Raw genomic sequence first — 13,965 nt, 5'->3', positions numbered from 1 at the left:
CTCTCGTCACCGCATGGGTACTGCTACTTGAGACCTGCCATCTTGATGTTGCCGATGATCTGCCGCTGGAAGATCAGGAAGAGGATGATGACCGGGGCCGCTGCCAGGACGGAGCCGGCCATCAGCAGTCCCAGCTCTGTGCTGCGCTCGGAGCGGAAGGTCGCGAGATACTGCTGCAGCACGAACTTCTCCGGAGAGGTGATCGTGAGGATCGGCCAGACGTAGGAGTTCCAGTAGGCCAGGAACGCGGTGATCCCCATCACGACGAACGGCGGCTTGGAGAGCGGGAGGAAGATCCGCCAGAAGATGCCGAAGCGTCCGCAGCCGTCGAGCATCGCGGCCTCCTCGAGGCTCTTCGGGATGTTCAGGTAGAACTGCCGGATGAAGAACACCATGCCCGCGCTCGCGAGTCCGGGGATGACGAGCACCGCGAGGGTGTCGAGCATCGCCAGCCGGGTGACGACGATGAAGCTCGTGAGCAGGATCGTCATACCGGGGATGAACATGGTCGTGATGACGACTGTCCAGATCAGTCCCTTGAAGCGGAAGTCCAGGCGGGCGAACGCATAGGCGGCGAGCGAGTTCACCGCGAGGCTGCCCACCGTGAACAGGATCGCTCCGAAGAACGTCCAGGCCAGCGTCCGCAGGAAGGTCGGATCCGCCAGGATCTGCGCGTAGTTCTGCCAGAGCCAGACCTCGGGGAAGAACTGGAACGGCGTCTCGACGACCTCGGTCTTCGACTTGAACCCGGCGATCACCATCCAGGCGAGCGGGAACAGCGACGCGATGACGAAGAGGGCGCCGAGGATCACCTTCCCGGTGAGGATCAGCCAGCCGCCGGTGCTGCGCGGGACCCGCTGCGACCGCGGCTCCTTCCCTGCCAGCACGATGCGGGTGGTCTCCTGCATGACGGCCATCAGTCCACCAGCCTCTCGGAATTGACGAACTTGAACACGAGCGCCGAGATCGTCCCCAGCACGACGAACAGCAGCAGAGCGGCCGCGATCGAGTAGCCGACGTTCACGTCGTTGCGGAAGTGGTTGAAGATGAAGAGGTTCGGCAGGGTCGTGGAGTCGAGCGGGCCGCCCTGAGTCATGACGAGGGGCAGCTCGAACTGCTGGATCGCGGCCACGAAGCCGGTGATCAGCAGGTACAGCACGACGTTCTTCATCTGCGGGATCGTGATGTACGCCGTCTTCTGCCCCCAGTTCGCTCCTTCCATCGCCGCCGCCTCGTAGTACTCGACGGGGATGTCGACCATCGCGGCGACCATGATGAGGGAGGTGAGGCCCATCCCGAGCCAGATCGCCGGCACGGCGACTGCCAGCAGCGCCCACTTCGGATCGCCGATCCAGGCGATCGGCTCGATCCCGATCGTGCCCAGGAAGGCGTTCAGGAGTCCGCCGGAGTAGTTGTAGATCAGCACGAAGATGATCGACGCGATCACGGCGGAGATGATCGTCGGGATGTAGATGCTGACCTTCAGGATGCTGGCCGCCCGGCGCGACACGGCGACGACGAGGCTCGCGAAGAGGAAGGCCAGCACGAGCATGACGGGGACCGTCATCAGCACGAACGCGAAGCCGCGTCCGATCGTCGCGAGGAAGAGCGGGTCCTTCAGGACGTTGGCGTAGTTGCGGATGCCGACGAACTCCGGATCCTTGTAGAAGCTCCAGTCCTGGAACGACAGATACCCGGCGTAGATCGCCGGCCAGATGACGAAGATCCCCAGCAGGGCCACCACGGGCAGCAGGAACCAGTAGGCGGTCTTGTTGTCGCGGTATCGATAGCGGTTCTTCTTGCGCCGGATGTCGCGGCGCTCCTCCACAGCCTGGCTGGCCATATCCACCTCGTCGTGCTCTCGGGGCGTCGTCCCGCCCGGGGCCTCTGGGCCCCGGGCGGTCACGCCGACAGGGTCAGTTCTTCGGCGCCTTGTCGGGCAGCCCGTCGCGGTCGATCACGGTCTGGATCGCGGCGTTCGCGGTCTTGATCGCGTCGTCCACCGACGCCGAGCCCTTCATGACAGACTCCATCGCGGTGCCGACGGCCAGGTTCACATCCCACGGGTACGTGGAGCCGGCGATGGCGTCCGGGGCGATCTCGTCGACGATGACCTTCGACCAAGGGGCCTTCGCGGCCTCCTCGCTCGCGGCGACGGCATCCTGCACCGACTGGCGTACGGGCACCTTGGTGAACTGGGTGTTCACGAAGAAAGGCACCAGGTTGTCGGGATCGCCGCCGATCGCCCACGACAGGAACTCGCCCGCGGCATCCGCGTTCTTGGTCTTCGCGTCGACGACCCAGGTGAAGTTGCCCATGGTGGTGGCGGTGCGACCGTCGGCGTTCGAGGCGCTCGGGAAGCGGCCGACGCCTGTCTTGTCGAGCAGGTCGGCGTAGTCGGAGCCGATCTCCGACATCATCCACGAGCCGGAGACCTTGAAGGCGACCTTCTGCTGCCCGAAGTCTTCTCCGGCGACATAGGCCGCGAGGGGCTGCTTGGGCATGTAGCCCTTGTCCCACAGCACCTTGTACTGCTCCATCAGAGCACGGTAGCCCTTGTCGTCGACGTCGGGCGCGGACCAGTCGTCGGTGAGTGCGAGGTGGCCGGAGAAGTTGTACTGCTGACCGACCGTCGACCATGCCATCGTCACGGCGTCCTGCGCGGGAGAGATGCAGTACTGGCCGTCGGCGAGCGTGGGCTGGATCTTCGCGCAGGCGTCGAGGAGGTCGTCCCAGGTCTCGGGGGCCTTGCTGGAGTCGACACCCGCAGCATCGAGCATGTCCGTGTTCCAGAAGAGCACGGTCTGCGGCTCGAGGAGCAGCGGGTACGCGTAGTGCTTGCCGTCGATCTCCGAGATGGAGGAGGCGATGTCGAGGATCTCGCCCAGCGCATCCTTCGAGACGATCGAGTCCAGTTCGTGCACGGATCCCGCGTTCACGAGGTCATGGAGGTTGGCGGAGCTCGTGTACACGTCGGGAGCCTTGCCCGCGGCCTGTGCGGCCTTCATCTTCTGGTCCCAGGCATCCGCCGGCACCTCGGTGTCGACGACCTTGATCTTGTCCTGCGACGCGTTGAACTTCTTGACGATGTCGGCGTACCACTCGTTCTCCACGGGGGTGAAGGAGCGGTGCCAGAACTGCACGGTGGTGACGCCGTCTCCGCTGCCCTCCCCCGCCGACTCGCCTGGGGTGCCGGACCCGCAGGCGGCGAGCATCGAGCCGACCGTCAGCGCTCCGAGAGCGGCGATCGCCGTGCGACGCGTGCGTGTGGTGATTCTCATGGGTTCCTCCTCAGGAACGGACTCCTCATCGAGTCGCTGCTGTGTGCTCGGCTGCCGCCGAAGGGATCCGGCCGCGCGTCGATCCTCGGTGACCGGGTAAGCGCCAGATTATGCGAAATCGATTTCATGCGCAAGGGATCAAATCGTCTTCTCAGCCCGCGCGCACCAGATCCGCCGAGAACCAGAACACGTTGTACGGACCCCAGAGGGAGAGCGTGAAGTAGATCGTGCTGCCGTCGTCGCTCACGTAACGCGGATTGAGGTACGGGGAGTACAGCCCCGGGTACTCATCGCCTGACACGAGCTCGATCGCCTGCCCCCACGGACCCCACGGAGTGACGCCCTCGCGGATGTAGGCGTTGCCCGCATCCGAGTAGGTCATGATCCAGCGATCCAGGTACGTCGACCACATGACCGACAACTCGCCGATCGTCCCCTCGACGACCGCCTCGGCATCCTCGAGATCGCTGCTCCATCGCGGGGTCTCGCCGTCGACGCCGGCGAAGTAGGAGTAGGCATCCTGGTCCTCGACCGCGTCCTCCGTGGCCCGCACACGCATCAGCTGCACACCTCCGAATCGCCCCGACGGGATGGACCAGAAGTAGATCCAGTCCTCGCCGCCTTCGTGCACCTCCGCCGTGGCGAACTGCACGAAGTTCGAGTCGCCGGGCCATTCGACGCCGTCCACGGGCGCCCAGCTCTCTCCCCCGTCGCGTGACACGATCAGCGCGGAACGGTTGGCATCCCAGGCGCCCGGCTCTCCCCAGAACTTCACGGACATGTACGAGACGTAGATCGTCTCGCCGATCGCGAAGCCGTAGGTCGGGATCTTGGTGACCTCGCCTCCCGCACCGTTCGCGTCATGGTCCCCTTCGACGAGCGGAGCAGCCAGACCGATGTCGTCTTCGACCCAGCCGTCGAACGAGATCCCGTCGGACGGGTCGTCGTCGGTCGTCCACGCGGCGACGTTCGAGCGCCAGAAGCCTCCCTGCCCTCCGATCGACTCCGGATCGCGTTCGCCGAATGTGTCTCCGAACAGGAAGAACGTGCGGTCGCCGACGTTGACCATCGACCCGAGATCGGTGCCGGCGACCGAGACCGCCGCGGTGTCGTTCATGGCGTCGGGGCCGGTGAGCTGCGCGATCTCCGCGACCTCGGAGACGCCGTCGAGCACGAAGGGCTTGTCGGGGTTCGGATCGACGCTCACCCCCGCACTCCCGGCGCATCCGGCGAGCACGAGGGCGAGGGCGACGGATGCCGCGACGGCGGCCCTGCGGGATGCGGAAGTGACGGACATGATCCTCCTCGATCGGTGACGGTCATGGATCCGAATCTAGCGAAATCGATTTCAACACACTAGGGTCTTCGGCATGACAGACACCCCCTACACTCCGTGGCTGCGCCCGTCCGCGGCCGACGGTTTCGAACCTCGGTGGGGACACGAGAACGGCATGCAGATCGGCATCCCGCCGACGCCGGAACCTCGCGGACTGCTGCGTGTGTTCACGCCCTATCTCGACCACCCGGAAGAAGGCGCACGCTGACCGCATCCCCCACGCGTGCGCCTGAGGGAGCGTCGAGCGCACTTCCGTAGACTCGCCGGATGGCGAAAGTGCGGGCGCGTGCGGTTTTCGGCGCACTGCGTCTCACCGCGGCAGCCGTGTGCACAGTCGCCCTCGTGCACCGGCTGTTCTGGGGACTCAGCTCACGGACGACCGCGGGCGAGAACTTCTTCGCGTATCTGACGGTCGAATCGAACTGCGCGCTCGTGGTCGTGCTGCTGATCGGCACTGCACTCGCGTTCACGCGAGCGACTGACCCACGCTGGTTCACGATCGCTCTCGCCCTCGTGCTGACCTGGACCATCACGGCCGGGCTCGCCTTCGCCTTGATCGTCTGGCAGGCCGGGCTCCGCGGCATCCGCGTCGATGTGCCCTGGTCCGATCAGGTGCTGCACTTCTGGCTGCCCGCCTGCACGGCGATCGCCTGGGTGCTCACACCCGGCCACCGCCGGGTGTCGTGGTGGATCGTGCCGTGGTCGCTGCTCTTCCCCCTCGCGTGGGGCGGCGTGACGATGTGGCGGGGGCCGCTCGTCGGCTGGTATCCGTACTACTTCCTCGACCCACGACAGGTGTCGGGGATGCCCGAATTCCTCCTCACGAGTGCCGTGGCGCTGTCGATCTTCGCGCTCGTGGCGTGCGTGCTGGTGCTGATCAGCCGGATGCCGCAGATCAGGCGATCGGCTGCATGAACGGCGCCAGCGCGGCCATGGCCGCGGCCTGAGCGGCCTCGTCGTCGAGCGCTGCGAACTCGGCGGCGTCGACGCCCCCGACGATCCCGACGAGGATCGCGTCTCCCGTGACGGGTGCGAGGTTGAACCAGGTGCGGATTGTCTGCTCTGCGCCGACCGCATGCCATATGGTGGCATCCGTGTCGACGAGCGGCTCGTCGAAACGCAGCCAGACGGTCTCGATGAAGCCCATGCCGAGGTCGGCGATCGCCCCGCGCTGCGCGAACGGCAGCTTGGGCGCGAACTCGATGCCGTCGCTCTGCAGCACCCCGAGCGGAACCGTGATGATGACGCGGTCGAACGACAGCGACTCCCCGGTGGCGATGCCGAGGCTCACGCCCGCATCGTCATAGGCGACGCGCGAGACGGCCGATGACAGGCTCACCCTGACGCCGTCGACGAGCTGCGCGAGCACTGCGCCGAGGTCGCCGAGCACGGCCGTGCGGGTGTCGGGCGGCAGCGTGGGCGGGAACCACGACGACGCCTGATCGGGGTCGGACCCGGCGGATGCTGCGACGTAGGCGAGCAGCGCCGCGAGCCCCGGTTCTGCGGGGTCGGCGCCGGCATCGGCGAGCGCCTGCGCCAGAGGGACGTCGGCCGGGAGCGCCTCGGCCGCAGCGATCGCGTCGATGACCGGCTGGCTCGACGGCGCGTCGACAACGCCGTCGGGCGAGCTCCACAGAGCGCTCTCGAGGACCGCTGTGCGGATGTCGAGCGCGTTCAGCTGTTCGCCGAGCTCGGTGTCGTCGGCGCCGATGAGCCAGCCGCCGAGCTGCGCGGGCACGGGCCATCGCTCGTCGTCGACCACGCTCTGGATTCGGCCCCCGGTGCGATCGCGCGATTCGAACACCGTGAGCGCGAGACCCGTCGCGGCGAGGCGTGAGGCGGCGGCGGCTCCTGCGAGTCCGGCGCCGACGATCGCCACGCGCTCTCCTGCGCCGGCTGCGGCCAGCAGTTCCTCGGCCGCGCGGGTGCCGGAGCGGAGCGCTCCGGCCATGGTCCCCGGTGCATCGGCATCGGTCGCCTCACCAGCGAAGAACAGGCGGTCGCGGACCGGTGTCGCGAGCGCGTCACGAGCGGCGCTCTGAACGCCGACCGGAGTGAAGCTCGCCGCACCAAGGGCTGACGGGTCGGTCGACCATGCGCTGCGAGCGAAGGCGATCGGGGCGAGGCTGTCGCCGGTCGGGGTCGGCGAGGGAGTGCGATCAGGCGTGGGTGTGGGCGCCGGCTCCGGAGTGCACGAGGCGAGAAGCACCCCGATCACGCCGGCTCCGGCGCCGACCAGCAGAGTGCGACGCGTCATCCTCATCGTGACGCAACGATACCGCGCTCGCCCTGCTGCGCCCCAATGGCCCCCTGCGCTCCGAGGGAGATGTCAGTCGCGGGCGCGCGGATCCCACAGGACGATCTCGGTGGAGCGGCGGATGCGCCGGCCGTTCGGCACGGGCACGACGCCGGCCGACCCGGCGGCGAACACGCGGACGCCAGGGCGGTTCTCCCGTTCGGCGCGCAATGCGGCCTCGAGGCCCGAGACCTGCCGGCGCAGCATCCGGTTCTCGTCCTCGAGGTCGAGCAGCCGCGCGATCGCCGGCAGGCTCATGCCCTCGGACGACAGCTGGGCGACCTCGCGCAGCTGTTCGATGTTGCGGGTCGAATAGCGCCGCGAGCCGCCGGTCGTACGACCGGGGACCACGAGGCCGATCCGGTCGTACTGACGCAGCGTCTGCGGGTGCATGCCGGCGAGCTCGGCGGCGACGGCGATCGCGAACACCGGAGTGTCGGCATCCATGCCCTGTCGTTCAGCCATCGGACTCACCCGCACAGAGCCCGGTCGTCATCGCCGGGCCTTCGCCATCAGGTCGGCCCGCGGGTTCTCGTCGGGCTCCAGCTCGTGGAACTTCTCGAGCGCCTCGCGAGCTGCCTCGTCGAGGTGCGAGGGCACCGCGATCTGGAGTTCGGCGAGCAGGTCGCCCGACCCCTTGGTCGTGGTGACGCCGCGACCCTTGACCCGCAGCACGCGACCCGAAGGCGTACCGGGGGCGACACGGAGCTTGACCGTGTCGCCGCCCAGCGTGGGGACCTCGATCGTCGCGCCGAGCGCGGCCTCGGTGAAGGTCACCGGGACCACGACGCGGAGGTTGAGCCCGTCGCGGGTGAAGACCGGGTGCGGCTTGACGGCGATCTGCACGACGATGTCGCCGTTCTCACCGCCGTCCGGCGAGGGCCGTCCGCGTCCGCGCAGCTTGATCTTCTGCCCGTCTGCAACGCCGGCCGGGATCTTCACCTTGAACGGCTTGCCGTCCTCGCCCTGCAGGGTGATGGTCTCTCCCTGCACGGCGGTCGTGAAGTCCAGCGTCGTGCGCGCGGTGACGTCGGCGCCGCGCTGCGGGCCTCCGTACCCGCGGAATCCGCCCGAGGTCCGCCCGAAACCGCCGGAGCCGAAGCCTCCGCCGCCCTGGTTGAACATCGAGAAGATGTCCTCGAAATCGGCGCTCTGTCCGCGACCCTGCTGGCCGAACCGGCTGAAGACGTCTTCGAAGCCGCCCGCGCCCTGACCACCCGCGGTGAAGCGGGCGCCAGAGCCCATCGCGCGGATCTCGTCGTACTCCTTGCGCTGTTCGGCATCCGACAGCACCGAGTAGGCCTCGCTGATCTCCTTGAACTTCGCCTCGGCGGCCGCATCGCCCTGATTGGAATCGGGGTGGTACTTCCGCGCGAGCTTGCGATAGGTCTTCTTGAGATCAGCGTCGCTGACGTCCTTCGTGACCCCGAGGGTCTTGTAGAAGTCCTTGTCGAACCAGTCCTGGCTAGCCATCTGTCCCCTACTCGGCAGGTACTGCGACGACGACCTTCGCGGGACGCAGCTCGACGTCGCCGAGCCGGTAGCCGACCTCGACGACCTCGAGGATCGTCGTCTTCTCCGCACCAGGCGTGGGCTGCTGGAAGATCGCCTCGTGCTGCTGCGGGTCGAACTCGTCGCCAGCTTCGCCGTACGAGACGACGCCGAGACGCTCGACCACAGTGCGCACCTTCTCGGCGATCACGGCGAAGGGGGTGCCCTCGACCAGATCACCGTGCTGGGCGGCGCGAGCCAGATCGTCGAGCACGGGGATGAGGCCCTTGGCGGCCTCGCCCTTCGCGCGCTCGATGTCGGTCTGGCGCTGCTCCTCGGTGCGACGGCGGTAGTTCGCGTACTCGGCCTGAAGGCGCTTCAGGTCGTTCAGCAGGGTCGCCTCGGCGTCGGCGATCGCGGCATCCTCTGCGGCAGCCTCGTCGGTCTGCTCGGCGTTCAGGATGTCGTCGACCGTGAGCTCCTCATCGGCGCCTTCGGCGGCCCTGGCCTCATCGGAATCCGGGTTCTGCGGCGCGGGGCCGGATGCCTGAGCATCCGACCCCTCCGGAACCTCGTTCTCTTCGAAGTTCTTGTCCGTCATGATTACTTCTTGTCTTCCTCGTCGTCGACGACCTCTGCGTCGATGACGTCCTCGTCGGAGGAGCTGCTGTCATCGGCGGGGGCGCCCTCGGGGGCGCCGGCTGCGGCATCCGCCTGCGACTGCGCGTAGATCGCCTCGCCGAGCTTGGTCTGCGACTGGTTGAGCTTGTCGAAGGCCGTCTTCACGGCCTCGTCGTCGTCGCCGGCCAGCGCCGTCTTGAGCGCGTCGACATCGGCCTTGACCTCGGTCTTCACGTCTTCGGGCAGCTTGTCGTCGTTCTCGGAGATGAGCTTGTCGATCGAGTACGCGAGCGTCTCGGCCTGGTTGCGGACCTCGGCGGCTTCGCGGCGCGCCTTGTCTTCTGCAGCGTGCTCCTCGGCCTCGCGCACCATGCGGTCGATGTCGTCCTTGCTGAGCGACGAGCCGCCGGTGATCGTCATCGACTGCTCCTTGCCCGTGCCCTTGTCCTTGGCGGACACGTGCACGATGCCGTTGGCGTCGATGTCGAAGGTGACCTCGACCTGCGGGATGCCGCGGGGAGCCGGGGCGATGCCGGTGAGCTCGAAGGTGCCGAGCGGCTTGTTGTCGCGTGTGAAGTCGCGCTCGCCCTGGAAGACCTGGATCGCGACGGACGGCTGGTTGTCGTCGGCCGTCGTGAAGGTCTCGCTGCGCTTGGTCGGGATGGCCGTGTTGCGCTCGATGAGCTTGGTCATCATGCCGCCCTTGGTCTCGATGCCGAGGCTCAGCGGGGTGACGTCGATCAGCAGCACGTCCTTGCGCTCGCCCTTGAGGACACCGGCCTGGAGGGCTGCGCCGACGGCGACGACCTCGTCAGGGTTGACGCCCTTGTTGGCTTCCTTGCCGGCCTCGCGCTTGACGAGTTCGGCGACGGCGGGCATGCGGGTCGAGCCGCCGACGAGGACGACGTGCGCGATGTCGGCGACCTTGATGCCGGCCTCGCGGATGACGTCTTCGAAGGGCTTCTTGGTGCGGTCGAGGAGATCCTTGGTGAGGTCCTCGAACTTCGCGCGGGTGATCGTCTCGGAGAGCGAGACCGGGCCGGACTCGGTCAGCGACAGGTACGGCAGGTTGATGCTCGTGCTGGTCGAGGAGGAGAGCTCCTTCTTCGCCTGCTCGGCGGCCTCCTTGAGACGCTGCAGGGCGATCTTGTCGCCCGAGACGTCGACGCCCGTGGTCTCCTTGAACTGCTTGATCAGGTAGTCGACCAGACGCTGGTCCCAGTCGTCGCCGCCGAGGCGGTTGTCACCGGCGGTCGAGCGCACCTGGATGGTGGAGAAGTCGTCGTCCTTGCCCACCTCGAGGAGGGAGACGTCGAAGGTTCCGCCACCGAGGTCGAAGACGAGGATGAGCTCGTCTTCCTTGCCCTTGTCGAGGCCGTACGCGAGAGCGGCGGCGGTGGGCTCGTTGATGATGCGGAGCACGTTGAGGCCCGAGATCTCGCCGGCCTCCTTGGTGGCCTGCCGTTCGGCGTCGTTGAAGTATGCGGGAACGGTGATGACGGCGTCCGTCACCGTGTCGCCCAGGTACGACTCGGCGTCGCGCTTGAGCTTCATGAGGATGCGCGAGGAGATCTCCTGCGGCGTCCACTTCTTGCCGTCGACGTCGAAGCTCCAGTCGGTGCCCATGTGGCGCTTGACCGACGAGATGGTGCGGTCGACGTTGGTGACGGCCTGGCGCTTGGCCGTCTCGCCGACGAGCACCTCGCCGTCCTTCGTGAAGGCGACGACCGACGGGGTCGTGCGGAAGCCCTCGGCGTTGGCGATGACCTTCGGCTCGCCACCCTCGAGGACGCTGACGACGGAGTTCGTGGTTCCGAGGTCGATTCCAACAGCACGTGCCATGTGTTCTCTCCTTGTATGTGTGGAACGGGAAGTCTGCGGCGATCAGGGAAACCTGAGTCGCGATGACTCAACTGTACTCCGAGGGTCGGATGCTGTCAAAAGAAGTTGATATGAATCGGCTCAACTTTGCTTGTCTCGCTGTGCTCGCTCGACGGCCGGTGGGGTCGTCGCTCCGTCTCGCTCTTGGTTATCGTGGTGCCATGAGCGATGCCGTTGCCTTGCACGTCGATGAGGACGGATTCTTCTGCCTCGTCGCGCCCGATACGTATCGTGGCTTCGTCGATGAGGATTGGGAGCTCGAGCAGCTCCTCACCCACTTCGCAGGGCAGATGAACGCGGAATCCCTGTTCATCGCCTATCCCGGCCCGTATGACACCAACGAGACCGTCGTAGTCGCAGATGGCCATGGTGATGCTCCGGTGCTGCGTCAAGCGGTGGGCGTTGTGAACGTCGGCCCCGGAGGGCTGTGGCTCACCGACTACACGCAGCTGACGATGGCCGCGCAGTTCGACGATGAAGCCCCGACCGCGTCTTACGCGATTCGGCTTCCGATCGCAGAGGGTCGGCACCGGGTCGATCTCCGACAGCTCGACGGCGTCCCGCGCTACGTGCTCACCATCACGCCGCTTGCGGATGATGGCCGCGAACCGGTCAGCGCGGTTCCCTGGTTCTCTTAGCCCGCGCCAGCCGAGCGTCACATCCGGTCCCTCGTCTTCCCGACGCGCAGCCGCGCAGCCGCGCCGCCGGGGAATGGCGCACGCGCCGACCGTGTTTCGCTGAATAACGTTCACATTCCGCGACGCCCATTCCCTTCTTACGATGGATCCGCCATGCCTGCACCCGAAGATCACGCCGCCTGGCGCGCACAGCGCCGCGCCGCCGTCACCGCGCCCACGGGCAACCTCGCCCTCGTCGAGACCCGTTGGACAGGGGCGGAGCGACCCGACATCGACGCAGAGCAGGCGGATGCCGCGGCATCCGTCACTGTGACGCCCATCGAGCGCACCGACATCTCGACCGGAGCCGCCGAGTACGGGTTGCGCGTGTGGGACGCGGACGCTCCCGCGATCCGTGCGTTCGAGAGCATCGACACCTACGACTACGACCCCGCATGGGTGATCGAGGCGCAGTTCTCGCCGGTCGAGGCCTCTCGCACCGTGCCTTTCGAGCACATCCGCGACAACGGAGGCACTCGCGAACTCGTCGTGCCCGGCGACATCACCTTCACGCTGAACGGCGCCGAGCACCGCCTTGCCGCCTTCGATGACGGCGGCCAGCTGCTGCTCGTGTTCGGCGACGCCACCAACGGCGCCGAGACGTACGGATCCGGCCGCTTCCTGTTCGTGCGCCGCGACGACGACAGCGCCTTCGGCGCCTCAGGCACGGTCGTGCTCGACTTCAACCGCGCCTTCGTGCCGCCGTGCGGTTTCTCCGCACAGTACAACTGCCCGCTGCCCCCGGCGCAGAACCGGTTCAGCGAAGCCATCCGCGCCGGCGAGAAGAACGTCGTGTTCTCAGGCGGATTCGACATCTACTCCGCCTGAACTCCACTCAGCATCCGTCACCCGAACCCGCAGCATCCCTCACCCACCCACCAGGAGACCCCTGTGAAGAAGTCCCTCGCGCTCGGCGCGACCATTCTCGTCTCGGCCCTCGTGCTCGCCGGCTGCTCGGCCGGCGGCGGCGCGTCCGCCGATGGTCCGGATGCCACCATCCACATCGGATCGATCTACGAGCCCGTCAACCTCTCCAATGTCGCGGGCGGTGGCCAGGGCGTCACCGAGGCCCTGACAGGCAACGTCTACGAGGGCCTGTACAAGCTCACCGATGACGGAGAGGTCGAGCCGCTGCTCGCCGAGAGCGCCGACGTCAGCGACGACGGCCTGACGTACACGATCACGCTGAAGGACGGCGTCGCCTTCCACTCCGGGAAGAAGCTGACCTCGGCCGACGTGAAGGCGAGCATCGAGGCCGTCACCGCCGAGGAGTCGCAGTCGGCGCGCAAATCGGCCTTCGAGGTGATCACGAGCATCGAGACCCCCGACGACGCGACCGTGGTCTTCACGCTCTCGCAGCGCTCGATCTCGTTCCTCTACAACCTCAGCTACGTGTGGATCGTGAACGCCGACGCGACAGACCTGGAGACCAAGGAGGACGGCACCGGCCCCTACACGCTGGACGAGTGGAAGAAGGGCAGCACCCTGACCCTCGACCGCTGGGACGACTACTGGGGCGAGGCGGCCAAGAACGCCGAGGTCGTCTACACGTACTTCACCGATGCGACAGCCGAGAACAACGCCCTGCTCACCGGTGAGATCGACCTCATCACGAGCGTGCAGAGTCCGGATGCCCTCGCGCAGTTCTCGGGCGACGACTACGTGATCTCGGAAGGCACCTCCACCACCAAGGAGCTGCTGGCGTTCAACGACCGCGTCGCACCGTTCGACAACGCCCTCGTGCGCAAGGCGATCTACTCCGCGATCGACACGAAAAAGCTGCTGAACTCCATCTGGGGCGACTACGGCACACTGATCGGCTCGATGGTCCCGCCGACCGACCCCTGGTACGAAGACCTCACCGCTGTGAACCCGTATGACGTCGACCTCGCCACGCAGCAGCTGGCCGAGGCCGGGTACCCGGACGGCTTCGAGTTCACGCTCGACACCCCCAGCTACGACCCGCACCCGGCCGTGGCCGAGTTCCTGCAGTCGCAGCTGGCCGAGGTCGGCATCACCGTGAACATCAACACGATCAGCGCCGACGAGTGGTACACCAAGGTGTTCAAGGAGCAGGACTTCGAGGCGACGCTGCAGGAGCACGTCAACGACCGAGACGTGGTCTGGTACGGCAACCCCGACTTCTACTGGGGCTACGACAACGCCGATGTGCAGCAGTGGGTGGCCGAGGCGGAACAGGCCACGACCACCGACGAGCAGACCGAGCTGCTGAAGAAGGTCAACGAGCAGATCGCTGCGGACGCCGCAAGCGTCTGGCTGTACCTGTATCCGCAGATCGTCATCGCATCCAGCGACGTCACCGGATACCCTGTCAACGGCCTGAACTCGCAGTTCTTCGCCTACGACATCGTCAAGTCCTGA

General features: G+C 66.8%; 14 protein-coding genes. 5 read left to right on the top strand and 9 right to left on the bottom strand.

What is annotated here, in order from left to right; translation table 11 throughout:
* Positions 1-23 precede the first annotated feature (23 nt).
* The 4 genes from ACI3KT_RS13445 to ACI3KT_RS13430 form a co-directional block, all read right to left on the bottom strand.
* On the bottom strand, positions 24-917 hold the full coding sequence (locus tag ACI3KT_RS13445) for a carbohydrate ABC transporter permease (RefSeq protein ID WP_404904771.1): 894 nt from the start codon (positions 915-917) through the stop codon (positions 24-26).
* On the bottom strand, positions 917-1,843 hold the full coding sequence (locus tag ACI3KT_RS13440) for a carbohydrate ABC transporter permease (RefSeq protein WP_404904769.1): 927 nt from the start codon (positions 1,841-1,843) through the stop codon (positions 917-919). Before ACI3KT_RS13440 ends, ACI3KT_RS13445 begins: the two co-directional genes overlap by 1 nt.
* A 73-nt stretch (positions 1,844-1,916) precedes the next feature.
* Positions 1,917-3,281, bottom strand: coding sequence for an extracellular solute-binding protein (locus tag ACI3KT_RS13435; protein ID WP_404904768.1), 1,365 nt, complete (start codon positions 3,279-3,281; stop codon positions 1,917-1,919).
* A 151-nt stretch (positions 3,282-3,432) separates the two neighbouring features.
* Entirely contained in the window at positions 3,433-4,578 is a 1,146-nt protein-coding gene (locus ACI3KT_RS13430; protein ID WP_404904766.1) for a DUF4185 domain-containing protein, read from the bottom strand.
* Positions 4,579-4,651: 73 nt separating this feature from the next.
* On the opposite strand from ACI3KT_RS13430, the gene ACI3KT_RS13425 reads away from it, so the two are divergent.
* On the top strand, positions 4,652-4,825 hold the full coding sequence (locus ACI3KT_RS13425; protein WP_404904764.1) for a hypothetical protein: 174 nt from the start codon (positions 4,652-4,654) through the stop codon (positions 4,823-4,825).
* Between the two features lie 59 nt (positions 4,826-4,884).
* On the top strand, positions 4,885-5,532 hold the full coding sequence (locus tag ACI3KT_RS13420; RefSeq protein WP_404904762.1) for a Pr6Pr family membrane protein: 648 nt from the start codon (positions 4,885-4,887) through the stop codon (positions 5,530-5,532).
* On the opposite strand, the gene ACI3KT_RS13415 is transcribed toward ACI3KT_RS13420, so the two are convergent.
* The 5 genes from ACI3KT_RS13415 to dnaK all read right to left on the bottom strand — a co-directional run bounded on the left by ACI3KT_RS13415 (position 5,513) and on the right by dnaK (position 10,867).
* Positions 5,513-6,874: an FAD-dependent oxidoreductase gene (locus ACI3KT_RS13415; RefSeq protein WP_404904760.1), complete on the bottom strand. Its 1,362-nt coding sequence runs from the start codon at positions 6,872-6,874 to the stop codon at positions 5,513-5,515. The two genes, ACI3KT_RS13420 and ACI3KT_RS13415, sit on opposite strands and share 20 nt — an antisense overlap.
* Positions 6,875-6,946: 72 nt before the next feature.
* Positions 6,947-7,378: a heat shock protein transcriptional repressor HspR gene (locus tag ACI3KT_RS13410; RefSeq protein WP_292904809.1), complete on the bottom strand. Its 432-nt coding sequence runs from the start codon at positions 7,376-7,378 to the stop codon at positions 6,947-6,949.
* A 27-nt stretch (positions 7,379-7,405) separates the two neighbouring features.
* Positions 7,406-8,386: a DnaJ C-terminal domain-containing protein gene (locus tag ACI3KT_RS13405; protein ID WP_404904758.1), complete on the bottom strand. Its 981-nt coding sequence runs from the start codon at positions 8,384-8,386 to the stop codon at positions 7,406-7,408.
* Positions 8,387-8,393: 7 nt separating this feature from the next.
* Positions 8,394-9,005 (bottom strand): nucleotide exchange factor GrpE, encoded by a 612-nt coding sequence (locus tag ACI3KT_RS13400; RefSeq protein WP_404904756.1) that lies wholly within the window; start codon positions 9,003-9,005, stop codon positions 8,394-8,396.
* 2 nt (positions 9,006-9,007) lie between these two features.
* Positions 9,008-10,867: a molecular chaperone DnaK gene (gene dnaK, locus ACI3KT_RS13395; RefSeq protein ID WP_292904803.1), complete on the bottom strand. Its 1,860-nt coding sequence runs from the start codon at positions 10,865-10,867 to the stop codon at positions 9,008-9,010.
* Positions 10,868-11,067: 200 nt separating this feature from the next.
* Here dnaK and ACI3KT_RS13390 point away from each other — a divergent pair, with 200 nt between their 5' ends.
* The 3 genes from ACI3KT_RS13390 (at position 11,068) to ACI3KT_RS13380 (ending at position 13,965) form a co-directional block, all read left to right on the top strand.
* Complete coding sequence (locus tag ACI3KT_RS13390) at positions 11,068-11,544, top strand: hypothetical protein (RefSeq protein ID WP_404904754.1); 477 nt, start codon at positions 11,068-11,070, stop codon at positions 11,542-11,544.
* A 153-nt stretch (positions 11,545-11,697) separates the two neighbouring features.
* Positions 11,698-12,411 carry a DUF1684 domain-containing protein gene (locus tag ACI3KT_RS13385; RefSeq protein ID WP_404904752.1) on the top strand — a complete coding sequence of 238 codons (714 nt, stop codon included), beginning with the start codon at positions 11,698-11,700 and terminating at the stop codon, positions 12,409-12,411.
* A gap of 63 nt (positions 12,412-12,474) precedes the next feature.
* Positions 12,475-13,965: an ABC transporter substrate-binding protein gene (locus ACI3KT_RS13380; protein ID WP_292904797.1), complete on the top strand. Its 1,491-nt coding sequence runs from the start codon at positions 12,475-12,477 to the stop codon at positions 13,963-13,965.

Source organism: Microbacterium sp. ZW T6_19 (genome assembly GCF_044987465.1).
Lineage (GTDB): Bacteria > Actinomycetota > Actinomycetes > Actinomycetales > Microbacteriaceae > Microbacterium > Microbacterium natoriense_A.
The sequence above is the reverse complement of the archived record's forward strand: the minus strand, read 5'-3'. Positions and strand labels throughout refer to the sequence as shown.